Annotated in this window: 30 protein-coding genes, 3 tRNA genes and 1 other RNA gene; 10 read left to right on the top strand and 24 right to left on the bottom strand. The window is 64.0% G+C overall.

The genetic code is table 11. From position 1 onward, the window contains the following. Positions 1-7 precede the first annotated feature (7 nt). From ABLA28_RS03955 to rpsF, 4 genes are all read right to left on the bottom strand, one after another. On the bottom strand, positions 8-193 hold the full coding sequence (locus ABLA28_RS03955; RefSeq protein WP_347712603.1) for a hypothetical protein: 186 nt from the start codon (positions 191-193) through the stop codon (positions 8-10). A 152-nt stretch (positions 194-345) separates the two neighbouring features. Beyond that, positions 346-624 (bottom strand): 30S ribosomal protein S18, encoded by a 279-nt coding sequence (gene rpsR, locus ABLA28_RS03960; protein ID WP_299301290.1) that lies wholly within the window; start codon positions 622-624, stop codon positions 346-348. A 93-nt stretch (positions 625-717) separates the two neighbouring features. Beyond that, positions 718-1,230: a single-stranded DNA-binding protein gene (gene ssb, locus ABLA28_RS03965; protein WP_299301287.1), complete on the bottom strand. Its 513-nt coding sequence runs from the start codon at positions 1,228-1,230 to the stop codon at positions 718-720. A gap of 13 nt (positions 1,231-1,243) precedes the next feature. Further along, positions 1,244-1,525 (bottom strand): 30S ribosomal protein S6, encoded by a 282-nt coding sequence (gene rpsF / locus ABLA28_RS03970; protein WP_314719304.1) that lies wholly within the window; start codon positions 1,523-1,525, stop codon positions 1,244-1,246. A 164-nt stretch (positions 1,526-1,689) separates the two neighbouring features. On the opposite strand from rpsF, the gene ABLA28_RS03975 reads away from it, so the two are divergent. From ABLA28_RS03975 to ABLA28_RS03995, 5 genes are all read left to right on the top strand, one after another. After that, a tRNA-Leu gene (locus ABLA28_RS03975) sits at positions 1,690-1,776 on the top strand. Between the two features lie 35 nt (positions 1,777-1,811). After that, positions 1,812-1,888, top strand: a tRNA-Met gene (locus ABLA28_RS03980). Between the two features lie 5 nt (positions 1,889-1,893). Next, positions 1,894-1,970 (top strand) — tRNA-Met (locus tag ABLA28_RS03985). Between the two features lie 663 nt (positions 1,971-2,633). Beyond that, positions 2,634-2,996 (top strand): hypothetical protein, encoded by a 363-nt coding sequence (locus ABLA28_RS03990; RefSeq protein WP_347712604.1) that lies wholly within the window; start codon positions 2,634-2,636, stop codon positions 2,994-2,996. Between the two features lie 159 nt (positions 2,997-3,155). Next, positions 3,156-4,010, top strand: coding sequence for a cupin domain-containing protein (locus ABLA28_RS03995; protein WP_347712605.1), 855 nt, complete (start codon positions 3,156-3,158; stop codon positions 4,008-4,010). A gap of 87 nt (positions 4,011-4,097) precedes the next feature. On the opposite strand, the gene ABLA28_RS04000 is transcribed toward ABLA28_RS03995, so the two are convergent. The 15 genes from ABLA28_RS04000 to xseB form a co-directional block, all read right to left on the bottom strand. Next, the gene (locus tag ABLA28_RS04000; RefSeq protein ID WP_347712606.1) at positions 4,098-5,198 is read right to left on the bottom strand and encodes a threonine synthase; all 1,101 of its coding nucleotides are present in this window, start codon (positions 5,196-5,198) and stop codon (positions 4,098-4,100) included. Positions 5,199-5,234: 36 nt separating this feature from the next. Next, positions 5,235-5,783, bottom strand: a complete 549-nt coding sequence (locus ABLA28_RS04005; protein ID WP_347712607.1) for a hypothetical protein — start codon at positions 5,781-5,783, stop codon at positions 5,235-5,237. Positions 5,784-5,815: 32 nt separating this feature from the next. Further along, positions 5,816-6,223, bottom strand: coding sequence for a hypothetical protein (locus tag ABLA28_RS04010; RefSeq protein WP_347712608.1), 408 nt, complete (start codon positions 6,221-6,223; stop codon positions 5,816-5,818). Beyond that, positions 6,220-6,624: a cupin domain-containing protein gene (locus ABLA28_RS04015; protein ID WP_347712609.1), complete on the bottom strand. Its 405-nt coding sequence runs from the start codon at positions 6,622-6,624 to the stop codon at positions 6,220-6,222. The genes ABLA28_RS04010 and ABLA28_RS04015 overlap by 4 nt, the downstream gene beginning before the upstream one ends. Before the next feature lie 67 nt (positions 6,625-6,691). Beyond that, positions 6,692-7,114: a YkgJ family cysteine cluster protein gene (locus tag ABLA28_RS04020; RefSeq protein ID WP_314719057.1), complete on the bottom strand. Its 423-nt coding sequence runs from the start codon at positions 7,112-7,114 to the stop codon at positions 6,692-6,694. Next, positions 7,111-7,488, bottom strand: a complete 378-nt coding sequence (locus tag ABLA28_RS04025; RefSeq protein WP_299300713.1) for a hypothetical protein — start codon at positions 7,486-7,488, stop codon at positions 7,111-7,113. Before ABLA28_RS04025 ends, ABLA28_RS04020 begins: the two co-directional genes overlap by 4 nt. A 61-nt stretch (positions 7,489-7,549) precedes the next feature. Then, positions 7,550-8,698: a flagellar basal body P-ring protein FlgI gene (locus ABLA28_RS04030; RefSeq protein WP_347712610.1), complete on the bottom strand. Its 1,149-nt coding sequence runs from the start codon at positions 8,696-8,698 to the stop codon at positions 7,550-7,552. Positions 8,699-8,760: 62 nt separating this feature from the next. Continuing rightward, on the bottom strand, positions 8,761-9,354 hold the full coding sequence (locus tag ABLA28_RS04035; protein ID WP_347712611.1) for a flagellar basal body L-ring protein FlgH: 594 nt from the start codon (positions 9,352-9,354) through the stop codon (positions 8,761-8,763). Then, a complete protein-coding gene (gene flgA, locus ABLA28_RS04040) occupies positions 9,351-10,322 on the bottom strand; it encodes a flagellar basal body P-ring formation chaperone FlgA (RefSeq protein WP_347712612.1) in 972 nt (323 codons plus the stop codon). The genes ABLA28_RS04035 and flgA overlap by 4 nt, the downstream gene beginning before the upstream one ends. 4 nt (positions 10,323-10,326) lie before the next feature. After that, complete coding sequence (gene flgG, locus ABLA28_RS04045) at positions 10,327-11,133, bottom strand: flagellar basal-body rod protein FlgG (RefSeq protein ID WP_299300701.1); 807 nt, start codon at positions 11,131-11,133, stop codon at positions 10,327-10,329. A 33-nt stretch (positions 11,134-11,166) separates the two neighbouring features. Further along, the gene (locus ABLA28_RS04050; protein ID WP_299300698.1) at positions 11,167-11,973 is read right to left on the bottom strand and encodes a flagellar hook-basal body protein; all 807 of its coding nucleotides are present in this window, start codon (positions 11,971-11,973) and stop codon (positions 11,167-11,169) included. A 91-nt stretch (positions 11,974-12,064) separates the two neighbouring features. Further along, a complete protein-coding gene (locus tag ABLA28_RS04055) occupies positions 12,065-13,108 on the bottom strand; it encodes a rod shape-determining protein (protein WP_299300695.1) in 1,044 nt (347 codons plus the stop codon). Positions 13,109-13,454: 346 nt separating this feature from the next. Next, complete coding sequence (locus ABLA28_RS04060) at positions 13,455-14,678, bottom strand: M20 family metallo-hydrolase (RefSeq protein WP_347712613.1); 1,224 nt, start codon at positions 14,676-14,678, stop codon at positions 13,455-13,457. Positions 14,679-14,711: 33 nt separating this feature from the next. Then, positions 14,712-15,989, bottom strand: a complete 1,278-nt coding sequence (locus ABLA28_RS04065; RefSeq protein ID WP_314717257.1) for a Glu/Leu/Phe/Val dehydrogenase — start codon at positions 15,987-15,989, stop codon at positions 14,712-14,714. Between the two features lie 172 nt (positions 15,990-16,161). Beyond that, complete coding sequence (xseB, locus tag ABLA28_RS04070; protein WP_314717258.1) at positions 16,162-16,392, bottom strand: exodeoxyribonuclease VII small subunit; 231 nt, start codon at positions 16,390-16,392, stop codon at positions 16,162-16,164. Between the two features lie 257 nt (positions 16,393-16,649). On the opposite strand from xseB, the gene rpmB reads away from it, so the two are divergent. Together rpmB and gpt are read left to right on the top strand one after the other, a co-directional pair. Next, the gene (gene rpmB, locus ABLA28_RS04075) at positions 16,650-16,853 is read left to right on the top strand and encodes a 50S ribosomal protein L28 (RefSeq protein ID WP_314717260.1); all 204 of its coding nucleotides are present in this window, start codon (positions 16,650-16,652) and stop codon (positions 16,851-16,853) included. Between the two features lie 321 nt (positions 16,854-17,174). Further along, complete coding sequence (gpt, locus tag ABLA28_RS04080; RefSeq protein WP_299302169.1) at positions 17,175-17,660, top strand: xanthine phosphoribosyltransferase; 486 nt, start codon at positions 17,175-17,177, stop codon at positions 17,658-17,660. A gap of 71 nt (positions 17,661-17,731) precedes the next feature. Here the strand turns inward: gpt and ABLA28_RS04085 are convergent, their stop codons facing one another. Beyond that, positions 17,732-17,902, bottom strand: a complete 171-nt coding sequence (locus tag ABLA28_RS04085; RefSeq protein ID WP_299302167.1) for a YjfB family protein — start codon at positions 17,900-17,902, stop codon at positions 17,732-17,734. A 106-nt stretch (positions 17,903-18,008) separates the two neighbouring features. On the opposite strand from ABLA28_RS04085, the gene ABLA28_RS04090 reads away from it, so the two are divergent. Then, the gene (locus tag ABLA28_RS04090) at positions 18,009-18,485 is read left to right on the top strand and encodes a hypothetical protein (protein WP_314717263.1); all 477 of its coding nucleotides are present in this window, start codon (positions 18,009-18,011) and stop codon (positions 18,483-18,485) included. A gap of 45 nt (positions 18,486-18,530) precedes the next feature. Here ABLA28_RS04090 and ABLA28_RS04095 read toward each other — a convergent pair whose 3' ends face one another. Further along, entirely contained in the window at positions 18,531-19,706 is a 1,176-nt protein-coding gene (locus ABLA28_RS04095) for a type III PLP-dependent enzyme (RefSeq protein WP_347712614.1), read from the bottom strand. 192 nt (positions 19,707-19,898) lie between these two features. Between ABLA28_RS04095 and ABLA28_RS04100 the strand changes: the two genes are divergently transcribed. Further along, positions 19,899-20,222: a hypothetical protein gene (locus ABLA28_RS04100; RefSeq protein ID WP_299299548.1), complete on the top strand. Its 324-nt coding sequence runs from the start codon at positions 19,899-19,901 to the stop codon at positions 20,220-20,222. 17 nt (positions 20,223-20,239) lie between these two features. Further along, positions 20,240-21,418 (top strand): DUF362 domain-containing protein, encoded by a 1,179-nt coding sequence (locus ABLA28_RS04105; protein ID WP_347712615.1) that lies wholly within the window; start codon positions 20,240-20,242, stop codon positions 21,416-21,418. 198 nt (positions 21,419-21,616) lie between these two features. On the opposite strand, the gene ABLA28_RS04110 is transcribed toward ABLA28_RS04105, so the two are convergent. From ABLA28_RS04110 to pepT, 3 genes are all read right to left on the bottom strand, one after another. Next, the gene (locus ABLA28_RS04110; protein WP_347712616.1) at positions 21,617-23,194 is read right to left on the bottom strand and encodes a DEAD/DEAH box helicase; all 1,578 of its coding nucleotides are present in this window, start codon (positions 23,192-23,194) and stop codon (positions 21,617-21,619) included. A gap of 103 nt (positions 23,195-23,297) precedes the next feature. After that, positions 23,298-23,635: RNase P RNA component class A (gene rnpB / locus ABLA28_RS04115), an RNA gene on the bottom strand. Between the two features lie 33 nt (positions 23,636-23,668). Next, on the bottom strand, positions 23,669-24,479 hold an 811-nt coding region (gene pepT / locus ABLA28_RS04120; RefSeq protein ID WP_347712617.1), incomplete at its 5' end, for a peptidase T.

Below are 24,479 nucleotides of genomic sequence, written 5' to 3' on the forward strand. Positions count from 1 at the left end.
CACTCGACTAGTCGTCGGCAGCGTCAGATGTGTATAAGAGACAGAGGAGGGCCAGAGGCAAAGGGACCATCAGAAAGCCCCCAAACCCCAGGATGGGGACGAAAAAGCCGACCGAGAAGAGCGCCAGCGTAAGGACGACGAACGAAACCATCCGCGCCAGGGATACTCCCCAAAACTTTCCGGGTTCTGCCATAATCCCTCCGAATCCGAGAAAAAAGGGAGAGGCCCTGAACGGCTTCTCCCTTGGCGTTTGAGACTGTCCTTCCGCGGAGCCTGAGTCAAGCTGTCCCCGGACGGCGTCCGGGAACAGCCCGCCCCGTCCGAAGGGAACCCTCCGAAAAACGATCAGTCCAGAGAATAGGGCAGCAAAGCCATATAACGTGCCCTTTTGATGGCCTCCGTCAAAAGGCGCTGATGCTTGGCGCAGTTGCCGGTAACGCGGCGGGGAATGATCTTGCCCCGCTCGCTGATGTACTTGCGCAGCTTCTCAACGTCCTTGTAGTCGACCTTCTCCTGCTTCTCCACGCAGTAGAAGCAGAACTTCGGACGCCGCCGGGGGCCGCCCCTGCGCATCCCCCCGCGGGGCCTGTCGGCGCCGGGGGCCGGTTTATTTTCTCCGTTCATCCTGAAACCTCCTCTGAAGTGCCGGGCCCACGGGACCTCCCCCGCCGGACCGACGCACCCAAATCTTCCTCACAAAAGGGCCAAACACACCCTCTAAAAGGGGATATCGGCCTCGGAATCCTTGTCGTCCCTTTCCATCTCGGCAAAGTCCATCGGAAATTCGTCGCCGAACCCCTTCTCGCTTATGCTTTTGCCGAAATCTCCGTCGTCGGAAAAACCGGACTCGGGCCGCCGGTCCTGAGGGGCGAAGGCCCCATCCTCGGAGCTTCTCCGGCTCCCGACGAAGGTGACGTCGAGGGCCTCCACCTCCGTGGAATATTTTTTGCCGGATCCGTCGCGGGCCTCGTAGCTGCGGACCCGCAGCTTGCCCTCCACCAGGACGCCGCTCCCCTTCTTCAGGTAGCGTCCGCACCGATCCGCCAAGGGACCCCAGGCAACCACGGGAATGAAGTCCGTGGCGTCCTGATACTCCCCGTTCTTGTTCTTCCAAGTATAGCCGACGGCGACGGTAAATCGGGCCCAGGCACGCTTCTCGACCGTATACCGGACCTCAGGATCCCGAGCCAGATTGCCCATCAGGACGACCTTATTGAATCCTCTGGCCATCGCTCCGCACTCCCTATTCGTCCAAAAGGATGATCATCTGGCGATAGACGTTCGGGCGCAGTCCCAGGACGCGCTTGAGCTCGAACGTCTGCGCGGGCTCCAGGTCGAACGTGAAGAGCGCATAGAACCCCTCGGTCTTCTTCTGAATGGGATAGGCAAGCTTCTTCTTACCCCATACATCCGTCTGGGTCATCTCCCCTCCCAGACTGCGCACGACTTCCTCGATCTTCTCGACCTCCTCCTTCGGCTCCTCGATCTCGGCGTTCAGGATGGTCAGCATCTCGTAATGCCGCACGACTTTCACCTCCTCCCCGTGGTCTCGTGGCCTCTTTTCCTTACAAAAGAGGCAGGGCTGTAAAAACTTATTTATTCTACTCCGAAATTATCGGGAAGGCAAGGGCTTTCGAGCCTCCCGCTTATTTGACGCGCGGAGAAAAGATGCTATAATAGCCAAGTGTCGCCGGGCTGGTGGAATAGGTAGACACACGGGACTTAAAATCCTGGGGGCTTCGGTCCGTGCGGGTTCGAGTCCCGCGTCCGGCACCAGGACAGGTTTGGCCCGGAATCGACAAGGTGAAAATCGCGGGGTGGAGCAGCCAGGAAGCTCGTCGGGCTCATAACCCGAAGGTCGCAGGTTCAAATCCTGCCCCCGCAACCAATTTCGGCGGCATAGCTCAGATGGCTAGAGCACGCGGTTCATACCCGCGGTGTCACTGGTTCGACTCCAGTTGCCGCCACCAGAAGAAAATACGGCTCAGGCCGATTGAGTCTAAGAACCGCTCGAAAGAGCGGATTTTTTTATTTTTGACGCGCCTCTTTTGTCCGTGTTCTTCTCGTGGTGTTCTTGTCGTGGTCCCCTCGTCAAGGACCCCAAAGGGGGAAAGAAGGGTTCCGGTCAAGGTTTAAAGAAGAGCATCGTGGGCTTGCATCACAATGGGAACGGCTTATCGACCAGAGGAGCCGTTCACCATATGAAGACTATCCGAAGAGCCGCACTATGACCTTTTGAGGGTGGTTTTGCCTCTTAAGGGTTTGCCGGGGACTCCAAAGGAGGATGAGACATAATGGACATCAGGAAGAGCGGCTTATTGTGTAGGCTATTCAGGAGTAGATTCTTTTGGAGTGTCATCATTATTATCATCATCTGCTCTGTGAGCGTCTGGGTATGGGGTTGTGGATATCAAGTTTGTAATAATTCCACTTTACCCCGACTGTTTAGCGCTACTATAGTAGGAATATTATTGTGTATTGCTTCCCAAGACCCCCTTGTCCCAAAGGCCGAATGTCGGTCAAAACACACACTAAAAGATTTTTTGTGGTACGTAATCCTTCTAGTTCTCACATGGGGGCTAGTATTTTACTTTCTTATAGGAGATTCACCTGAAAATCCAAGACTCAGCAAGATGACAGCCCTTATCATTGCGGGTTCTTATCTGGGAACCGTGTTTAGTTTATCTGAATACAACACCAATAAAAATTCAAATATAATTCCTACAGGAGCAACAACATTTTTTTGCATGTGTTCTATTTTAGAGGTCGTGCTCTCTTCTAATACGACTTGCTTCCCAGCAATTGATTTATACTCTATAATATTGTTTTTTGGCGCGCCTTTTTGGTACTTCTTACGTCTTCCCTCTACTCAAGCAAAGCAAGATATTCATGCTCCCGAAAGATATAAAGTAGATGTGGAAATGAAAAATGAGCGGGGGGAAGAAATAACCTGGGCAGGACATGCAAATGTCACTCCTTGCGAGCAGGAGGAATAACCGCAATGCCTTCCGAGACAACTCAGTGCCGTTTCAGAGGATCGGGTAACATATAAAAAATCGCCCCGTACGGACACTATCCGGCGTTTCCCCTCCCTTGAGTTTCGCCGAATGCGGACGTATACTCTCGATATTCAGAACATATGAGGAGGGCGTTCCATGAAAAGGATCCTTGCGGCTTTATGCGTTTGTATGGTGGGAATTTCGTTCCGTCCGGCCCCCGCCCCTGCGGCCCCCGCCAGGCATGGCCAGTGCTATACCGCGGAGCAGCTGACCGTGCTCGACAAGCAGGACGTCGCCGGGGGGAAGGGGACCCTTCACGGCGAGTTCGCCTTCACGAGGGACGCGGCCCTGGAGGACGACGCCATCAAGGAGATCGGATGGATGACCCTGCGGCACGGGGAGTTCATCGGCACCCACACGCACAAGGACAACGAGGACGCGTATCTGATCGTCTCCGGCCATGGGGTCTTCACCGACGGCGACGGCAACGCCTGGGTGGTCGGGCCCGGGGACATGACCATCGCCCGCCCCGGTCAGGCCCACGGCCTGGCCAACCTCTACGCGGAGGACCTCGTCTTCCTCGACATCATCGCCAAAAACGCGGGGGCCAACCTGGAGGCCATCACCAGGAACCCCACGGCTCAGGTATTCCCCGCGGACAAGCTCTTCGAGAAGGCCGGCAAGACGGGGATCGGCACGCTCTACGGCAGGTTCGCCTTCCGGAGGGAAGCGGCCACCGACGATCAGGCCATCAAGGAAATAGGCCTCATGACGCTGAAAAAGGGCGACAGCATCGGCGTGCATCCGCACGTCGACAACGAGGACACCTACATCATCCTCTCCGGCCGGGGCGTCTTCACCGACAGTCAGGGCAGGGAGACCGTCGTCGGGCCCAAATCCGTCACGATCGCCTGCCCCGGGGAGTCCCACGGGCTGCGCAACGACGGCGACGAGGACCTCGTCTTCATCGACCTGATCGCCAGGAACCACGCGCTGAAGATCGGCAAATAACGTCGGCCTCCCGACGCTCCTCGAACAATCGGCCCCGCCGGCTTGGCCGGCGGGGCCGATTCCATGGTTCTCTCCGACGCATGAGGCTCAGTGCACGTGCCCCGCGATCTTGTCCGTCGCCTTCAGGCCGATGCCGGAGAGGTAGACCACCGTAGGCTCCGCCGCGTCGATGCGGCCCGACTCGCAAAGTTTGTCCCACCCGGCGGCCGCGGCCGCGGAGGTCGGCTCCACGTACAGCCCGGCACGACAGAGGACGGAGTGAGCCGACCAGATCTCCGCCTCCGACACGGCGACAAAACCGCCGCCCGTCTCGCGGACCGCCCTCAGCACCTCGGCCCCGCGCACTGGCTCCGCGGAGGCGATTCCCTCGGCCGCCGTCTCCTTCTTCTCGATCCGGACGGGCTCGTCCAGCCCCGCCTCGAAGGCCCGGGCCAGGGGGTCGCAGTGCGCGGGCTGCACCGCAAGGATACGGGGCAGGCGCTCCAGGCGGCCCGCCGCCCGAAGGTCCTCCATCGCCAGCCGGGCCCCCAGGGCGATGCTGCCCTGCCCCACGGGGACCACGACGTTCCGCACCTCGGGCAGCGAGTCGAAGACCTCCAGGAACCACGTCTTGACCCCATGCAGAAACCAGGGGCTCCAGTTGTGGCTGGCGTAAAACGAGGTCTTTTCCTGCCCCGCCCGCTCGGCCGCGCGCGTCGTGTCCTCCCGGGTGCCGGGCACACGGACGAGCCTGGCCCCATAGGCCCCGATCTGCACGCACTTCCCCGAGGACGTGTAGTCCGGGACGTAGACGTCGCAGGCGATGCCGCCGGCCGCGCAGTAGGCCGCCATGGACGACCCCGCGTTGCCCGAGGAGTCCTCCACGACGTGCGCCACCCCCGCCGACCTCAGCCAGCTGACCAGCACCGACATCCCCCGGTCCTTATAAGAGCCCGTCGGGGCCAGGTAGTCCAGCTTGAACCAGGCGGCCCGGCCGCCGACGCGGCGCTCGATCAGCGGTGTGTCGCCCTCCCCCATCGAGACGATGCGGGAGGCGTCGAGCGGCAGGCCCCGAAGGTAGCGCCAGATCCCCCGCCCCTCGGAGGGGGCGGCCCCATACCCGGACAGGCGCAGCGTCCCCCCGCAGGGACAGCGCCAGACGATCGCCCTGTCCCCGAACTGCCGGGAACAGCGCATACAGCTCAACACGGACAGCCCCTCCTCGTCATCGCCGCAAGACCTCCGTCATTTCTTATCCCATCGGGAATATTGGTAGATCAGGTGTATGGGCCGCGCGCCCGGCGAGTTCCCGGGAAAGCGGTTCGTCGCCTCGGGGTTGTAGGACAGCACGACCGTCGTATAGCGGTCGGGCTCCCATACGTTGCGCAGCAAAAGTCGACCCTCCGCCCAGGTATTGGGCAGGAGCGCCTCCTTTGTCCTGCCGAAGCGGGCGGTGTAGGCCCGACGCAGCGCGTCGTAAAGGGCCTTGTCCTCGTCGCCGCCCCCCGTGCTCGCCAGGTAGACGGCCTTGTAATTCAGCCCCTTCTTCGCATGGAAACCAAAGACGAATACGGCGGGACGCCCCTCGAAGAGCCCCTCCATGGAGAGCTGCCCGTCGCGGATGAACCCGGACGCCTCGGCCCCGCTGCGCTCCATGCGGAGCTGCGTCCGCTTCGAGGAGAGCCCGAAGGTGGCGGACATGAACGCCTCCGCGCTGTCGGGCGCCGCAAAGGACGACCGCACCGGAACAAGACAGAGGAGAAGGAGCGCACAAAACCACGTCATCCTCTTCATGGCAAAAGCTGTCCTCGCCAAGAGCCGGCCCATCACTCGTTCCTCAACTCGAAGAGCCACATAAGGCGCACGGCCTTGGACGCCTCCTCGCCGCTGCCCTCTACGAACCGCCCCCTGTAGCGCCTGAAGGACCTCCGCTTGACCTTTGCGGGGAGCAGCTCCGCCCTGGCCACGGTCTTTCCGTAACGGTCCAGAAAGAGCATCGTGCCCCCAAAGGAGACGTTCCGCTGCGTCCCGTTCACGATATCCACGAACAGATGGCCCCATTTGTAGATCAGATTCCGAAAGGAGAACCCCGGCCGCCCCTCGATGGCCCCCTCACGGACGACGGCCTCCGCGGGCCCCGCGCCGACGGCGAGCCCCGGGCCCTGCGGCCCCGCAAGGAAAAATACCGCCGCAAGCAGCAGGGAGGCCGTGACCCCACCATAAATCCGCCTCAAGACGTCCCCTCCTTCTCCTCCAAATCGACACCGGCCGTCTCGGGAGAGCCCGCACCGAAGACGGCGAGCCAGACGCAGGGCGGGGCGGACGAGGTGTACGCCACGCGGTGCCGCTCGCGGGCGGGGATCGTCAGCCAATCCCCAGCCCCCATGGGATGCCGCCGGCCGTCCTCGAACTCCAGCTCCGCAGTCCCCTGGAGCAGAGCCACCCACTCGGGCTCGTCCTGATCGTACCAGAAGCCCTCGGGGGAGACGTGCCCCTCGGACACGATGCGCTCGATACGCGGCCCCAAGGCACTTTTCCCAACCTCCCCATCCCCTGGGATATCGAAGGTCTCCAGGATCTCCAGAAACTCCGCCTCCCCCAGGACGACAGGGTCAAACAGGCTGCCGCACCGCATCGGGCCCCTCCCTTCGGAAAGCTCCCCCTTCGGATTTCTTGTTCGGAAAAATTCTGCCGCCTGCGCCTCAGACCCGCTGCGCCGCGTCCTCGCGGAGCAGCGCCTCGATCTCGGAGGCCGAATAGAGGCGGCCGTCGTTCATGCCGGGGCAGCTTTTCGCATAGGAAGCCCAGCTTTCCTCCGACCGCATCACCTCGGTCCAGAAGGGAAAGAGGCGGCACTGAGAGGGACGGACGCCGTAGATGGAGCACCGGGCCTCCTCGGCCCGATAAAAAATGCAGTCGCCGTTCGGGCGTTCGATGAAGCTGGGGCGCCCCCAGCGCAGGGTGACGAAGCGCCTCCGAAAGGTTCCCTCGTCCATGGAGAGGAGCGCGCAGACCCGTTCGCCCTCGGCGGGCGAGAAAAAAATCGCGCCGGGCTCGCCCCGGCAGCAGCGGCCGCACCCGACGCAGGAAAAACGAACGCCCCGCTCCCACCACACGGGCCTCACGGCCGTGACGACACCCGCGCCGGCCCTTCCTCGGAAAGCTCCTCGGCCGAGACGGACTCATCGCGAGCCGCCAGGCTGCCGACCATCCGATCGTAGAGCATCCTCCAGAGCCCCGGCCCATTGTCGCTGGCCGCCAGGTCGTCCGTGGCCATCTCCAGCGAGAGGTCCTCCATCTGCTTCCACGGACGGTCCCGATCGGAGCCGCTGACCGCACGGGCGCTGTCGCGCATCTTCTTCCAGACCTGCGCCCAGAGTATGGACTCGAACTGCTGGCAGGCGTCCTTCAGCTTCAGGGCCTCCGGCGTCTTATGGACCTCCGGGGGAACCTGCGTCTCGGAGGCGCGAAAATTGTACTTGCTTATGGGGTCGATCATCGTCCATTCCACCTTTTACGCGGCATTCGGGGCCGTCGGCCCCCAAGAGCCGGTCGTCCGCTCACATGTTCACCAGTTCGCCGTGCAGGGCCCCGGCCCTGTCGATCGCCTGGAGGATCTCGATGATGTCCCGGGGCGTCGCCCCGATGGAGTTCATGACCCGAACGAGGTCCCGTACCGTCGTCGTCGCGGGCATCGCGATCATGCTGGCGCCGTCCTCGTCCACCGTGATGTCCGTCCTGCGCTCCGTCCGGGTCTCGCCGCCGCTGAAGGGCCCGGGCTGCACGACGTTCGGGTCCTCCTTCACGGTCACCGTGAGCCCGCCGTGCGCCACGGCCACCGAGCTGATGCGGACGTTGCCCCCCATCACCACGGTCCCGGTCCGTTCGTTGACGGCCACGCGCGCCGGGCTGTCCGGCGCGATCTCCAGCTTCTCCATGTTCGCCAGGAAGGCCGTCGGCGCCGCGAGGTACTGCCCCGGAAGGTTCACCACGACCCGCCCCGCGTCCACGGGATAGGCCACCGCCCCGAACTGCCGGTTGATCGTGTCCGTGATGCGCTGCGCCGTCGTGAAGTCGGGGTCTCGAAGCAGCAGCGCCAGCTGGCCGCCAACGGCGTAATCCGCGGGTACGTCGCGCTCCACGATCGCCCCCGATGGGATGAGCCCCGACGTCGGGATGTTCTTCGTCGTGGAGGCGGCGGAACCGGCCGCCGCATACCCCCCCACGAGCACGGCCCCCTGGGCGACGGCATAGACCTTCCCGTCCGCCGCCTTCAGCGGGGCCTGCATCAGCGTCCCGCCCTGAAGGCTCTTGGCATCGCCCATCGCGTTGACGCTGACGTCTATGGCCTGGCCGGGACGGGAATAGGGCGGCAGCGTCGCGGTCAGGGATACCACCGCGACGTTCTTGGTCCGGGCCGCCTTCTCGTCCAGGGTCACCCCGAAGTTGCGCATCATGTTGCGCATCATCTGCACGGCCATGGAGGACTTGTCCCCCGTCCCCGCGAGCCCCGTCACGAGCCCCACGCCCGTCAGCTGGTTTTCGCGCGCGCCCTCGATCTCCACGACGTCCTTGATGCGCACCTGAGGATGGACCCGGCCGAAGTCCATATCCCGAAGGTCCACCGCCGCGGAGGCCATGCCGCAAAGGACCGGAACGAGCCCCAGGGCGATTCCCCACACGGCGCGGACCATCCTCATGCCCCTCATCCCGAGAGAGTCCCTCCTCTTCCCGTGAAACGCGCTGTCGAACGGCATGAACATTGCAGCCCTCAGAAGACCATCTGAAGGATCTGGGTGATGATCCCCGGCTTCTGGGTCCGGGAGATGGCCCCCTTGCCCTTGACCGCCAGCTCGGCGTTCGCGATCAATTCGCTCCGGATCTGGTTGTTGCTGTTGACGTCCTGAGGGCGGATCACGCCGATCAGCTGGAACTGCAGCGTCTCCTCGCTGGTCCGGACGTCGCGCGTCCCCTCGATGAGCAGATTTCCGTTGGGGAGCACGTCCGTGACCAGGCACGCGACCGTCGCCTTCGCGTGATGCTTGCGCTCGACGGAGCCGTCGCCCTTGCTGCTGTTGTCGCTCGTCAGCCCAAGGCTCCTGATGAACCTCAGAATCCCCGTTCCGTCGCTGACGGAGTTCTTCGAGGACTTCTTGACGTCCATCGTCGCCTCGTCCTTGGCGTCGGTCCGCTCGTTGACCAGCACCGTGACGATGTCTCCCACCCTGCCGGGGCGCTCGTCCGCCGTCCAGTTCGTCCTGTCGTCCCAGAGGGAGACGGCCTCCGCCCTCCCGATCCCCCACGCCGCAGCGCAAAGGCAGAGACAGAACAAAATCAAACCCGCCCGTTCTCTCGAGGCATTCACGGAACATCCACCTCCACGGTTTCGCTATCCAAGACCCGGGCCCTGAGGACGACCTTTTTGTCGTCCGCCCGACGTACCCTCACGACGGCGCCCGCGATCCCGTCGTCCAGCAGAACGCCCTTGGCCGTCGCCACAAGCCCCCCCCGACGCACGACGATCAGGACGGTCCTGCCCTTCTCCGCCGCGGGGGGCTCGGACAGGAACTCCAGCGGCACGGGCTTCCCCTGAGGCAGAGGCCTGCGGGACGTGCGCCCCACGGCCTGGGAGAGCTGCACCGCGTAGACGCCGGGCTTCGCGATGCGCATGGGGCGCGTCACGAAATCGTCCGCGGTCAGGGGCTGTCCTCTGGGCACGGACCTCGCCATGACGAGGACGTCCCGGGTCCAGACCATGCGGACGGCCAGGGAACGTTCGCGCCCCGCCCCATCGCGGAAACGCAGCGTGGCGGCCGCGGTCCCCGGGACCAGGGAGCCCGGCGAGACGAGCCGCCCCTCGGGAACGGGGCCCGCGTGGGAGACCTCGACATCGCCATCCCATGCTGCAAGTGATTTTATCACAGATACGAGGGATTCGTCAGAGGCGAAACGCCCGCCCCCCTCCCCCCTCGGCGTCCCGTCCGATCCGGACGCCTCGACCCGCACCCTGTCGGGCATCCGAACCTCCAGACGGACGCCCTCGAGCCCGCTGGCCTCGACCGCCCGGATCACCTGCTCCCGGGTGACGACGTCCCCCTCCTCGACCGACAGGATCAGGGGGCTCAGAACATCCCGAACCCCGTCGGGGCCGGAGATCCACGCGATATCCCCCAGCGCGAAGGCAGTGCCGTCCACCTGGACGGAGGGGGGGATATCGATGCGGACGAGCCGCTCCGCGCCCGAGGCGCCGGAGGCCGGGATCAGCGCGGAACAGGCGAGCGCTATAAAAAAAAGGCGGAGTATCCTCCGCCGCACACAATCCAAGGGTCTCATCGCCCTAACGCTTCAGGCCGTTGGCGATCCTCAGCAGGTCGTCCGCCGTCTGGACGCCCTTGGAGTTGGCCTCGTACGCCCGTTGGGCCACGATCATCTCCACCATCTCCTCGACGACCTGGACGTTGGACATCTCCAGGACGCCCTGCCGCACCTCGGGCATCCCGTCCGTGCCGGGCTGCGCCAGGATGGGGGGGCCGCTGGCCTCCGTCTCCACGAACAGCCTGTCCCCCTCGGCCCGGAGCCCCGCCGGATTGATGAAGCGCGCCAGCTCCAGCTGCCCGACCTCCTGAAGCTCCGTCTGCCCGGGCATCTTGACGGATACGACGCCGTCCCGGCTCAGCTGGATGGACGTGGCCTCCCGGGGGATGATCATCGCGGGCTCGAGCAGCAGGCCGTCGTGGTTTACGATCTGCCCGTCCGCATCCACATCCCATGCCCCGGCGCGGGTGTAGGCGATCGTCCCGTCCGTCTGCGTCACCTGGAAATAGGCGTTCTCCCCCGCCATCGTCTTGCCGGCGATCGCCCAGTCCAGGGGGTTCTCCGTGATCTGGAAGTTTCCCTGGGTCATGAAGCTGGGGGTCGCGATGACCCGGGTGCCCAGGCCCACCTGCACGCCCGTAGGCACCATGGAGTTCGGCTCGACCGGCGTCCCGGGCTCCCGGTTGACCTGATAGAGCAGGTCCTCGAAGTCGGCTCTCCGCTTCTTGTACCCCTGGGTATTGACGTTCGCGAGGTTGTGCGAGACGACATCGAGATGGGTCTGCTGGGCGATCATGCCCGAAGCGCTGGACCAAAGAGATCTCAACATGCGATAAGTCCTCCCCCTAACGCGAAAGGGAATTTAGCCCCTGCCGTAGGCCGTAATCAGCTTGCCCGTCTGCTCGTCGTGCGCCATCAGGGCCTTCGAGGCGCCCTCATACGCCCGCTGGGCCTCGATCATGCGGACCATCTCCTCGACGACGCTGACGTTGGACCGTTCGAGCGCCCCCCCGACAAGCCGGACGTCCTCGACCTCGGCTGCCGGCCCCGAAGCGCCGTTGGGCGCCAGGAGGTTCCGGCCCACCTGCTTCAGATAGGTCGGCCGCTCGAAGGTATAGAGCGGGATCGTCCCCACGAGCGCCCCATCCGCGTAGACCTGGCCGCCGGGATTGACGGTCAGGCGGGTGGCCGTCCCCACCTCGATGTCCCCGCCGTCGCCCTGGAGGGCCATTCCATCCTGAGTGACGATGACGCCGTCGTCGCTCAGGGCAAAGCTGCCCTGGCGCGTATAGAAGGTGTTCCCCGCCCCGTCCTGGACGGCAAAGAAGCCCGGCCCGTCGATAAGAAGGTCCAGCGGATTGTCCGTCACGCGGACGACGCCCGGCGTCGTGTCCATGGCGCTCTCCGAAAAGACGTTCGCCAGGGCCAGGGTCCCGATCGTCCGCTTCCCCTTCCAGTTCATCGTGAACGGGGGGACGGTCACGATCTTCCGCTCGTCGTCCTCCGATACCTTTTCGAGGCGGTCCAGATGCGCGCTGAACTCCTCGTTGACGGGGATGCGGCGACGGAAGCCGAGCGTGTCCGCGTTCGCCAGGTTGTTCGTCACGACGTCCAGGTGCGTCTCCTGAACCAGCATCGCGGAGCATGCCGCATAAAGCCCTCTGTGCAAAAAATCACGCCCCTTCGAAAAGGTGGAGCCAAACCGCTTTCTTTAGCCAGCCTCCGCCGACCCCCTTGAATTTCAAAGGGGCCGGCGGAGGTCAGCGACGCCTGCGTCCCTTTTTGACGTTCACCAGGACGCTGTTGCGTCCCGCCCCCGTCAGCTTGTCGATGGCCGCCAGCGCTCTGCCCGTGCCCAGGGCCACGCACTCCATCGGGTTCTCCGCCGTAAAGCAGTTGATCCCCGTCTGCTGCGAGATCAGCTCGGGCAGCCCCCTCAGCAGGGAGCCTCCCCCGGTGAGGACGATGCCCCTGTCTATGATATCGGCCGAAAGCTCCGGCGGCGTTAGCTCCAGGACGTTGCGCACTCCATCGACCAGGGTCTGAACCATCTCCCCTATCGCCATGTTGACGGCCGAGCTGGAGACCTCTATCTGCCGCGGCAGCCCCTGAACGAGGTCCCGGCCCTTGATGACCATGCGCTGTTCCTCGTCCAGCGGGGTGCAGGTGCCGATCATGATCTTGAGGTTCTCGGCCGTCTGTTCGCCGATCGCGAGGTTGTACTGGCGCCGGAGGTAACGCATGATCCCCTCGTCGAACTTGTCCCCCCCGATCCGGAGCGACTTGGACACGACGACCCCCCCAAGAGAGATCACCGCGATATCCGCCGTTCCGCCGCCGACGTCGACGACCATCTTGCCCCGGGCCTCCTCGACGTTGAGGTTGGCCCCGATGGCCGCGGCCATGGGCTCCTCGATGAGGTAGGCCTCCTTGGCCCCGACCTCCAGCGCCGCCTCGAGGACGGCCCTGCGCTCCACGTCCGTAGCGCCGGACGGGACGCAGATCATCGCCCTGTTCCGGAAGAAACGCTGCCAGCCGCGCGTGACGCGCCGCATGAAGTGCTGGAGCATCGCCTCGGTCATCGAGTAATTCGCGATGACGCCGTCCCTGAGCGGGCGGACGGAGACGATACTGCCCGGCGTGCGTCCCACCATGTTCTTGGCCTCGTATCCCACGGCCAGGATGTTGCCGGTATCCTGATCGACGGCCACGACCGAGGGCTCCCTCAGCACGACCCCGCGCCTCTTCTCGAAGATCAGGATCGTCGCCGTGCCCAAATCGATTCCTATATCCGTTCCGAACATCGTCAAACCTCCTCGGGAGGCCGAAACATCAGTCGCCCCTCGCCGCCGGCGAGATCAGCGCCCTATTTTCATCCGCGTTTCCGCCCCATCTCGATATGAACCCCCATGGGGCTTCGGTCGGGCCTACGCCTCCCCCCGGACCTCTCCTCCGGAGGGGAAGTACACGATGGACCCATGATGAAAATTGTAGCGCCTGAAACGTTTTTTTACCAGAGCAGACGAGATTTTTCCGTACCATACCGGGAAAGCCAAAGCGCCCCCTGGAAAACAACATGCCGGGGAGGGAGAAATCCTCTTCCCCCTCTCCGGCACGCCACTTTCGGCAGGAATGCAGAAGATTTTCGGATCAAAGCCCGCCCAGCATCATCAAAGCGAAGACCTTTGCGTTGTTGACGAGGTAGTCGATCTCCGTGTACTCGTCGGGCTGATGGGCCACGCCGGCACATTCCTGCTGCCAGACGACCGCAGGAATGCCCTTCCTGCGGAAGAACGCCGCAAACGTGCCCCCTCCGATCCCCCCGGTCCTCGGCTCCACCCCGAGCACCTCACGAACGGCGCCGCAGAGCAGGCGGACGATGTCGCTGTCGGGAGAGGTGGGAACGGCCGCATCGCTTCGGCCGACATCGAGGTCGATCGCGGCGCCGGTCCGGTCCGCCACGTCCTTCCGCACCCGTTCCACGACCTCGAGCACCTCGTCCAGGGAGACGGAGGGAAGGACGCGGCAGTCGAACTCGAACCGCTCCTTGCCGGGGACCGTGTTCGTGTTGGGGACGTTGGCGAAGCGGCGGGTCGGCTCGAAGGTCGAGACGGGAGGATCGAAAAGCGGGTCCTCGTCCGGGAACGCCTTGTGCAGGGCCTCGTCCACCTCCACGGCCAGGATGTTGGCCGCACGGCAGGCGTTCAGCCCCGTATTGGGCAGGCTGGCATGAGCCTGGCGGCCCGTCACGGTAAAGGCGAGCTTGAGGCTGGCCTTCTCGGATATCTCGACGAAATCCCCCGCGTCGTTGCCGCCGTCCGGAGCGATCACCAGGTCGTCCGGGCGGAAAAGCCCCCGTTCCAGCAGGGGCTTCAGGCCGAAACCGCTCCCCATCTCCTCGTCCGCGGCAAAGACGAGGCACACGGAGAACTCCGGCTCGGCGCCGGATGCGACGAGCGCCTTGAGCGCATAGAGCGAGGCGATAAGGGTCATCCCATTGTCGCTGACCCCGCGTCCATAGAGACGGGAGCCCTTGACGACGGGCCGATAGGGGTCGATCGTCCAGAGCGACCGATCCCCCTCGGGAACGATATCGACATGAGTCAGGATGCAGAGCCGACGCCGCTGCTTCCCCGGCAACTCCAGGAACAGAGAAGGCCGGTTCCCCGTCGCGGACCTTTCGTCCTCGACCCTCTGCCATGTGACGGCGCCCAGTCCCAGCTCCGCGACGAGACGCTCGATCTCCCTGGCCTTCTCCTCCTCCCCCGTCCCCCCGTTATGGGGGGAGACGGCGGGAATGCGGCAGATTCGGCTCAGGGCCTCGACCATCTCGCCGCAAAGCCCTTCGATTGCTGAAAGCACCCTGTCCTTCACGAAAGCTGCCTCCTCAAAGCAGGGAGAGCCACCCTACAGGAAGATGCCGCGCAGCGCCTCGACGTCGGCGACGCGCTGGATGGCAGCCATGAAAGCGGCGCGGCGCATCTTGACGTTCTTGGCCTGGGCGTAGTCCCAGACGAGCTTGAAGTTGCCCTTCATGATGTGGATCAGGCGGTTGTTGTACTCCTCCTCCGTCCAGAAGAAGCCCTGGAGGTTCTGCGCCCACTCGAAGTAGGAGCCGATGACCCCGCCCGAGTTGGCCAGGAAGTCGGGGACGAGCGTGACGCCCTTGTCCGAGAGGATCTTGTCCCCCTCGGGGGTGACGGGGCCGTTGGCGCCCTCGACGAGGTACTTGGCCTTCACCTTGTCCGCCGTCTTGTCGTTCAGGACGCCGTCGAGCGCGCAGGGGAACAGGAAGTCGCAGTCCACGAACAGGACGTCCGAGACCCCCAGCTTCTCGCAGCCGTCGCAGGTGAACCCCTCCAGCAATTTCTTGGGGTGCGAGGAGATCTGCTCGAAGGCCTTCTTCAGGTCGATGCCCTTCGGGGAGTAATAGGACCCCGTGATGTCGCTGATGGCGACGACCTTGACCCCGGCCTCCGCCAGCGTCTTCGCCGTGTAGCTGCCGACGTTGCCGAACCCCTGGATGGCCGCCCGAATGCCCTCCGGGTTCTTGCCCAGGACCTTCATCAGCTCGAGGCCGCAGGTAGCGACGCCGCGGCCCGTGGCCTCGTTGCGCCCCCTGGAGCCCCAGTATGGGATCGGCTTGCCCGTAAACACGCCCGGCTCCAGCTGACCGCGCATCTTGGTGAGGGTGTCGCTGAACCACACCATCTCCTGGCCTCCCGTGTTGAGGTCCGGGGCGGGCACATCCTGCCAGGTCCCGATGATCGGCGCGATGCGGGCCGCAAAGGTGCGGGACACGCGCTCCTTCTCCTTCTTGGAGAGGACCAGGGGATCGCAGCAGACCCCGCCCTTGCCGCCGCCATAGGGGATGCCGGCCAGCGAACACTTCCAGGTCATGAGCATGGCCAGAGCCTCGCACTCGTCCACGTCCACGTCGGGATGGAAGCGAATGCCGCCCTTGGCCGGGCCGAGGGCGGTGGAATGCTGCACCCTGTAGCCCTTGAAAACCTGGACGGAACCGTCGTCCATCTCCACGGGCACGGAGACCTCGAGCCTGCGCTCGGAGTTGCTCAGGATCGAGATGAGCTTGTCGTCGAGCCCCATCTCCTCCGCAGCACCATAGAAATTCTTCAGTGCCGTATCCAGCAGTACATTCGTAGCCGTCCTTCTCGTAACCGACATACCAGACACCTCCACACATTTTTTATCGGCAAAGGAAGCGGATAAAGCTTGAAAACCATGCAACGACGCACAAAGATATCTACCCGAACCCACGCGCTCACAAAACCGCAGCATCTGTTACAGAATAGCACAAGACGAACAAAAAATGCCCCAAGAGTCAAATTTTCAATTTTTAGTTTTCAACTTTTTCATCCTCACCTCCGGCGGCCCCCTCGAAGGGCTCCTCGCCGGCCCGGGTCAGGAGCGTCACCCTCTGCTCCGCCCGCTCCAGAATCCCTTGGCTCTCCCGAACCAGGGAGACCCCGCGCTCGAAGACCTCGAGCGCCTCGTCCAGAGGCATCGGCTCGGACTCGAGACGCCTCAGGATCTCATCCAACCGCTCCAGATTATCGCCAAACGACATCGGTCCTTCCCCTCCCAGCCTTCCGGTCCATACCCCTACATGCCGTCCCGCATCCCTTATCTCCGCCGCGCGGATACAGGCTCCAACCCATCGACCCCCTCCTCGTTCGGATTCCTCAAGTCCAGCCCCCGGACATTTTTCCTTTTGAAAAAAATATGATAAAATCCTGAGGCAAAAATGTGAAGCGATCTCTCGGCGAGGAGAGGGCAAGGGGCCCATCCCCGTTCGAGTCGAAGAAAAAATGGAGGGAAACTACAATGGCAAAGGTCTGTCAGTGCTGCGGACGCGGCCCCGTGACGGGGAACGCGGTCAGCCATTCCAACCGGCACACGCGTCGTCGTTGGCTGGTCAATCTTCAGAGCGTCCGGATCGATGCGGGCGACGGCTCCACCTTCAAGGTCCGCGTGTGCACGAAGTGCCTCAAGTCCGGCTTCGTCAAAAGGGCAGCCTCGGCAGCCTGATCTGCGGGGACGGGACAAAAGAGAATCGGTGCGGAATCCTTCGGGATTCCGTTTGTTTTTTATGTCTCCCCGGGAGCGCGCTTCGGGCCTGAGCCCCTCCTTCGCTCCACCTGCGCCGCCGCGACCCTGCGGTCTCGTTTCCTCCGTCCGTGTATTCTACCGTAATCGGAAACAAAGGACAAACCTCTGTCCGGAGGGTGCGAGAAACAGGAGGACACGAACGGGGCTTCTCATGCCGTGATTCTTGCAAAGGGCACAGCCCGAAGCCGTCGGCGGGACGATATAATAAAGTAGGACAAGGAAGACGACGGAGGGATCGCTATGGGGTCCGAGGACCGCTACTGCAAGACGTATTCCATCTCATGGGAGAAGATCCATCAGGACTGCAAGTCCCTGGCGGAAAGGCTCCACGGGATGGGAAGATGGGAGCGCATCGTGGGGATCGCCCGGGGGGGACTGGTCCCAACGGCGATCGTCGCACGGGAGCTGGGCATCAGGCTGGTCGATACCGTCTGCATCTCGAGCTACACTCTCAGGACCCAGGGCAGGCCCAACATCCTGAAGGGAATCACCACCGAGGACGGGGGCAGGAACTGGCTCATCGTCGACGACCTCGTGGACACGGGCAAAACGGCGCAGGTCGTGCGCGCCCTCCTTCCCAACGCCTGCTTCGCCACGGTCTACGCAAAGCCCGAGGGGCGTCCCTTCGTGGACACCTTCATCACGGAGGTCTCCCAGGACACATGGATCCTCTTTCCATGGGATGCGGAGTACGCCTACAGCAAGCCGCTGGTGGAGGACGCCTGAGCCGCGGACGGGGGAGGCGGCAGTACCGCTCCCTCCCGTCCCCAATCGGCTCGCTCGGATCCGGAACCGAATCACGCCTGAAGATCCAGCGCCCTGCCCATACCCATCGACTGCAGAAGCTGGGTCATCGTCGCCTGCTGAAGGTCCATGACGTTCCTCAGCACCGACACCTGCACCGCGGAGCTCACCCGCGCGGCAGCCATCTCCATGGAGTACCTTGCGACGTCTCCTGATATATCCATGGCGTCTCACCTCCTTTCCTGCGATGTTTCGCCCCCACCGCGCCGGAACCGCGGCCCCGATGGGGATCTCAAACAGGACAACCTGTTTTCTGAGGGAGGATACGTTATGCTGAACTATCTCGAATTCGCCGGCTGGCTCATCTTAATCACCTGGATCGCCTCATATGTGTTCCCGCGCTACATCATGCCGTCCCTCCATCCCCTCTGCGACGCGCTGGAGGAACTCCACGGCGGGAGCGGAGGAATGGGCTTCCTCGGGGCTCCCCTGTCCCTGCTCTTCCAGATTATCCTCTCCCTGGCCCTGACCTGGCTCCTGACGGGCTGGTCGGCCTGGTGCGTGCTCTACTGCAGGGCCTACACCCGCGGCATGACCACCGGCCGGATTCAATATTACCTCACCGGCCTCTTCTGCTGCGAGTTCGCGCTCTCCCGCATGGCGAAGGCCGACCGCTACCGGGGGTTCTTCCTGTCCGTACTCCCCTTCGCCATGGCTATGGGCGCCTTCATCGTGTACAGCGTCAACCCCGCCTCCATCAGAAAGATGTACCCCTGGCTGGTGCGCTGGATGGGCTTTTACTTCTAGCCCGGCGTCCGCTCGGCCCCCCGTGGAGCGCCGCCCCTCTTTCCGTCAATCGAGAACGTAGGACTTCAAGGGCGGGAAACCGTTGAAGAACACCGCACTGTAGGTCTGCGTATAGGCTCCCGTCGTGAAGAGATAGAGCCTGTCGCCCTCGCGCACGTCGGCGGGAAGCCGAACGAGGTTTTTCTCGTAGAGCACGTCCATGCTGTCGCAGGTCGGCCCCGCCAGGATGTAGTCGCGGCTCTCCCCCGTGCGCTCGGAGTAGACCGGATAGCGCAGGCTCTCGTCGATCGTCTCGATAAGGCCGCCGAACTTGCCGACATCCAGGTAAAGCCAGGGGACCCCGCCCTCCCGCTCCTTGCAGGAGACCATGACGACCTCCGCCACGAGCACCCCGGCGTCGCCCGCCATATAGCGCCCCGGCTCGACGATGATCCTGGGGAAATCGTTGCCGAAGAACTCCCGCAGGTAGTCCGTGATCTCGGCCGCATAGACGTAGGTCTCCTCGATCGGATGGAAATAATGCGCCGGCAGCCCCCCGCCCATGTTGATCAGGTCCAGCTCGATCCCCCGTTGGGCCGCGGCGTCGAAGAGCGCCCGGCAGGTTTTGATCGCCACACGCCACTGGGTCACGTCCTTCTGCTGGGACCCCACGTGGAAGGAGACGCCCCTCGGCCTCAGCCCGAGTTCCCTCGCCAGCAGGATCGCGTCGAAGACCACCTCGGGCTGGGCCCCGAACTTGCGGGACAGGGGCCAGTCCGCCCCGCTGCCGTCCGCAAGGATACGGAAAAAGACGCCGCTTCCGGGCGCGTTTTCGGCCAGCTTGCGGACATCCCCCTCGGAGTCGGAGGCGAAGAGGCGAACGCCCCTGTCGTAGGCGTAGCGGATATCCCGGGCTTTTTTGATGGTGTTGCCGTAGCTCAGGCGCTCCGGAGAGGCCCCCAGTTTCAGCATCCAATCCAGTTCGTAGACGGATGCGATGTCGAAGCAGCTCCCCTTTTCGATCAGCAGTTCGAGGATCGCCGCGTCGGGGTTGGCCTTGATCGCATAGTAGATGTCCGCGTAGGGCATGGACCTTCGAAGCCCGTCATATTTTCTGCCCACGACGTCCCGCGAGAGCACCACGAAAGGGGTCTCCTTGTCCGAGGCAAACTCCTTCAGCCGTGCAAAACGTTCTTTCGTGATGTACCCCTCGAGGTCAAAAGAATAATCGAATGCGTGCACGAAAGGGCCTCCGCTTTCACAGTTGGGATTACGCCGGAACGTATCCGCCGTCCTTCACAGTTTAACGCAGAAACCCCGAATATCGACAAAAAAACATATCAGTTCCCCCGTTTTCGCGCGGGGGCGATGTGCTATGATGAAAAACGCGTGAAGAACCCCCGTATCCATTCCTTATCTTTCTGCGAAAGGGGCATGTCCGTCTTGAACTGGGTTCATCTGCTGGAGACGCTGATGCTGATCTGCTTTGGAGCCGCCTGGCCTCTGTCGATCCTCAAGTCCTGGAGGGCGCGCACGGCCAGGGGCAAGAGCCTTGGGTTCCTCACGGTGATCCTGCTGGGATACACGGCCGGAATCGCGAAGGTGTACCTGGTGGACGGCTTTCAGGGTTTCCTGCTCATCCCCTACGCCATCAATTTCATCCTCGTGGGGACCGAGACGGCCCTCTACTTCCGGAACACCCGGCTCGATCGGCAATCCGAACGGGAGTCGGGCACCCGGGATCGAGACGGGGCCTGAGAAGCGGCCCGGCAGTGATGTCCCGTTCGGGCGACTTGCTGCTTCTCAGCCGCAGCGGCTACGACGCGGCCGGGGTCGACTCGGCCATCCGGGCCGTCTTCGGGTACTTCGGGGGCATCGGCCGGTTTGTCCGGCCCGGAAGCCGCGTCCTGCTCAAGGTCAACCTGGTGGCGGGACACCCGCCCGAGCGGCGCGTCACAACGGACCCCGAGATCGTGCGGGCCGTGGCCCGGCAGGTCCTCTCAGCCGGGGGCCGGCCTTTCATCGCGGACAGCCCGGGGATCGACGCCTTCGTCCCCGCGGCCGAGAGGGCGGGATTCATGGATGTGGCCCGGGAGCTGGGGATCCCCTGCGTCGAGCTCACGGACCCCGTCCCCCTTCCGCCCGCGCCGGACGCCCTCTTCCGCAGAATCGAGGTCTCCCGCCTGGTCCTCGAGGCCGACACCGTCATCAACCTTCCAAAGATGAAGACGCACGGGCAGATGCTCCTGACCCTGGGCGTCAAAAACCTTTTCGGCTGCATCGTCGGCCGGCGCAAGGCCTCCTGGCACTACGACGTGGGGCTGAGCCGCGAGCGATTCGCCGGACTCCTTCTGGACCTCAGGGCCGGGATCGCACCGGCCCTGACGATTCTGGACGGGATCGTCGGCATGGACGGCGCGGGACCGACAAGCGGCCGGCCCTTCCCTTACGGCGTCGTCGCCGCGGCCGAGGACGCCCTGGCCCTGGATTTTCAGCTGTGCAGGATGATGGGAGCCAGCCTGGAGGACTTTCCCCTGTGGCTGGCCGCGAAAAAAAGGGGGCTCCCGCAGTGCGCCCCGAACGGGAGCACGCTCGCCGGGGATTTCCCCTCGTCCCACACCTTCCCGGGAACCGACATCCCCGCCCCGCGCAGCCTGAGGCTCCTGCCCCGGCTCCCCTTCGCCCGCCTCTGGGAACGGGCCCTGACCTCCCGACCGATCCACGTCCCCTCGCTCTGCATCGGCTGCGGGCGATGCGAGGCCGTTTGCGCCGCGGGGGCCCTGAAACATGCCGACCGGACCCTGCGCTTCAACTATCGGAGATGCATCCGCTGCTACTGCTGCCACGAGATGTGTCCCGTCCGGGCCATCGCCTTCCGGGAGAGCCCTCTCGTCCGCCTCCTTCGAGGGGCGGAGAACCTGGCCTCGCGCCTGACGCGCCTGAGAGGGAGATAAACGCCCAATGACGGGAATCGGAACCGCCGGCCGGGAGGTTCGCACAGGCCCCGTAAGGGCCCCATACCGACGCCCCTGACGGGCTGATGGGAGGGCGGCATTCCCCGCAGTCCGCCCGTGGAGGAAACTTCAAAGGGCCGGAGCTCCTCCGGCTCCGGCCCTTTCTTCACTCGGTCCCTCAACTCGGTTCCTCAAGCGTCAGCGGCTGGTCTCGATCTCGCCGATCTTTTCCTCGAACCCGTAGATCGTGGGGTCGATCTCGTCCACCGTCCGGTTCAGGTCGTCGAGCCCGCGGAAGCGGCGGCCCTTGGGCAGGCGGTTGGCGAAGCGCTTGACCTTCAGCAGGGCCTGGAGATAGTTGCGCTCGAAGGGCAGGACCATCTGCGCGGCCATCAGCGCGCTCGGCGTCGCCTCCTCGAAGAACAGCAGGGCCATCTCCAGGTTCTCGTCGATGTCCATCTCGTCGTACCATATCTCCGCGAGGATCGTGCGGAAACGCGCGCGGTCCGTCCCGTGCACCATTTTGCGCACCACCCGGTCGATCTTGCGCATCCCCGCCCGGAGCATCTCCAGGACGATATGGGCGTCCGCCGTCGGCAGCGAGTACTCGGCGATGTACTCCGCCTCCACCTCCGGCAGGGCCTGACGACGCAGCAGGCGTCCATAGGAGGGATGAAGCGTCACCACCGCCGGCTCGGAGGGGGAGTCCACCAGATCCCGGAACACCTTCCCGGTGTCGAACCCCCTCCGCTCGAAGGGCGACGCCTTGAGCCAGGTCACGAACCCGGGGTCGAACAGCCCCTTGCGCCCCGCGCGGCCCGCCATCTGGAGAAATTCGTTCTTCGATATGGGCTCGTCGTGATGGTACTGCACCAGCTGGGCAAAGACGACGTACTGAGCGGGCAGGTTGACCCCCAGGGCCAGGGCGTTCGTCCCGCAGACGACATCCAGGATGCGCTCGCGGAACGCCGACTCCACCAGGAGCTTTTCCTTGGGGAACATGCCCCCATGATAGATCCCGACCCCGCTCAGCAGAGGGGGAGCGATCTTCGGCACCTCCAGGATCCCGGCCAGCTCGTTCAGCCTCTCCCGCGCCTCCCGGGGAAGGTGCGGGCGCGTCCGCGCGACCGCGAAGGCCAGGTCGGACGCCCCCTTCTGGGAGAACAGAAAGATCAGGGCATCGTGGACGCCGCCCACCGTCATGGGGTTTTCGGGGGTGAAGATGAGGCGGGTCGTCCTCTTTTTGCTCTCGTGGATGACGAAGTCGCGGGAGCAGATCTCCGAGAGGTAGCGCCCCACGGACCGGACTCCGCCGAGCGTAGCGGACATCACCAGGATGGGCGTCTCGGGGTGCGTGGCGCGTATTCCATCGATGTAGGTCCGCGCGCGGTCGGGGTCGCTGAAGATGTAGTGGAACTCGTCCACGATGAGCTTCTGGCCGGGCTGGTCCGCATACTTCATGGTGTAGATCTCCTGCGTGCAACAGATGATGCGGGCCCCCTCGTTCCGTTTGAAGTCGCCCGTCTCGATCCCCACGTCCAGCCCCATCCGCCGCAGGTCCATATAGCGCTCGTTGCTCAGGGCCTTGATGGGGGCGGTGAAGACGACCCGTCGTGCGTCCGGCCAGCACACCTGCCCCTCCCGGTCCAGAAGCCCCGCCCAGAGGTAGGCCACCAAGGTCTTTCCCGACCCCGTCGGGGCCGAGAGCACGGCGCTGCGCCCCTCGATCCGGTCGAAGGCCTCCAGCTGCCAATCATAAAAATCCGTCTTATCCAAAGGACGAAGCCCCCCTCGATATGCCGACGAAGCCTCGCGGCCATATAGACACAAGCCCTCCGCGCTCTTGTCCGCGAAGGGCCTGCAATACTGTGAATCGAAAATAGCGAGCAGCTCATAAGCCGGGTTCTGTACACGGTAACCATTTATCTGGGAGACTCCTCGCGGAGGCCCTCGAGCGACCGTACCCGGGGGTCGGCGGGCCGCCTCATCCCCCCCTATTCGGTCTTGCTCCGGATGGGGTTTGCCAGGCACACGGCTTACGCCGTATCCGGCAGGCTCTTACCCCGCCTTTTCACCCTTACCCCGGCGAGGGGCGGTCTGTTTTCTGTGGCACTTTCCTTCGGCTCGCGCCGACCGGGCGTTACCCGGCATCCTGCCCTGCGGAGCCCGGACTTTCCTCCGCGGCCCGAAAGCCGCGGCGGCTACCCGAGCTGCTCACCCGAACATTGTACCACTTTTCGTCCGGCGGGATCACGCGCTTTTTCTCACGTACAGCTCCAGGATCTTCAGCACCATCGCGGTGGCCTTCTCCATCGCCTGCACCGGGATGAACTCGAAGCGGCCGTGGTAGTTGTGGCCGCCCGTGAAGAGGTTGGGGGTCAGGAGCCCGCGCCAGGAGAGCGCCGCACCGTCCGTGCCGCCGCGCATCGGGATGATGAACGGCTCGATGCCCAGCTCCCGCATCGCCTCCATCGCCGTCTCCGCGATGTGCATGCTCCCGGCCATCTTGTCGGCCATGTTGTAGTACTGATCCTTCATCTCCAGCTCGAACCGGTCCGCGCCGTACCTGTCCTGCATCCACTTCACGGCCCTCTCCATGAAGGCCTTGCGCTCCGCGAACCGTTTCGCGTCATGGTCGCGGATGATGAAGTACAGCTCGGCGGCCTCGGTCCTCGCGTCGAAGCGCGTGCAGTGGTAGAACCCCTCGTACCGCTCCGTGGCCGCGGGTGTCTCCGCGGGCGGGAAGAGCGACAGGAACTCGTGCCCCATCGTCACCGCGCTCAGCATCATGCCCTTGGCCGTTCCCGGGTGCACCGCCCGGCCCTTGATCCGCACCGACGCGTTCGCCGCGTTGAAGTTCTCGTAGCACACCTCGCCGATGGGGCCGCCGTCGAGCGTATAGGCGAAGTCCGCCCCGAACTTCCCGATGTCCAGCAGTTTCGCCAGGTGCCCCACCTCCTCGTCGGGGGTGAAGGCGACCTTGACGTCGCCGTGCTCGATCTCCGGGTGGTGAACCAGGTAATCCACCGCGCCCATCACCTCGGCCATGCCGGCCTTGTTG

The organism is uncultured Fretibacterium sp., from assembly GCF_963544685.1.
GTDB lineage: Bacteria > Synergistota > Synergistia > Synergistales > Aminobacteriaceae > CAJPSE01.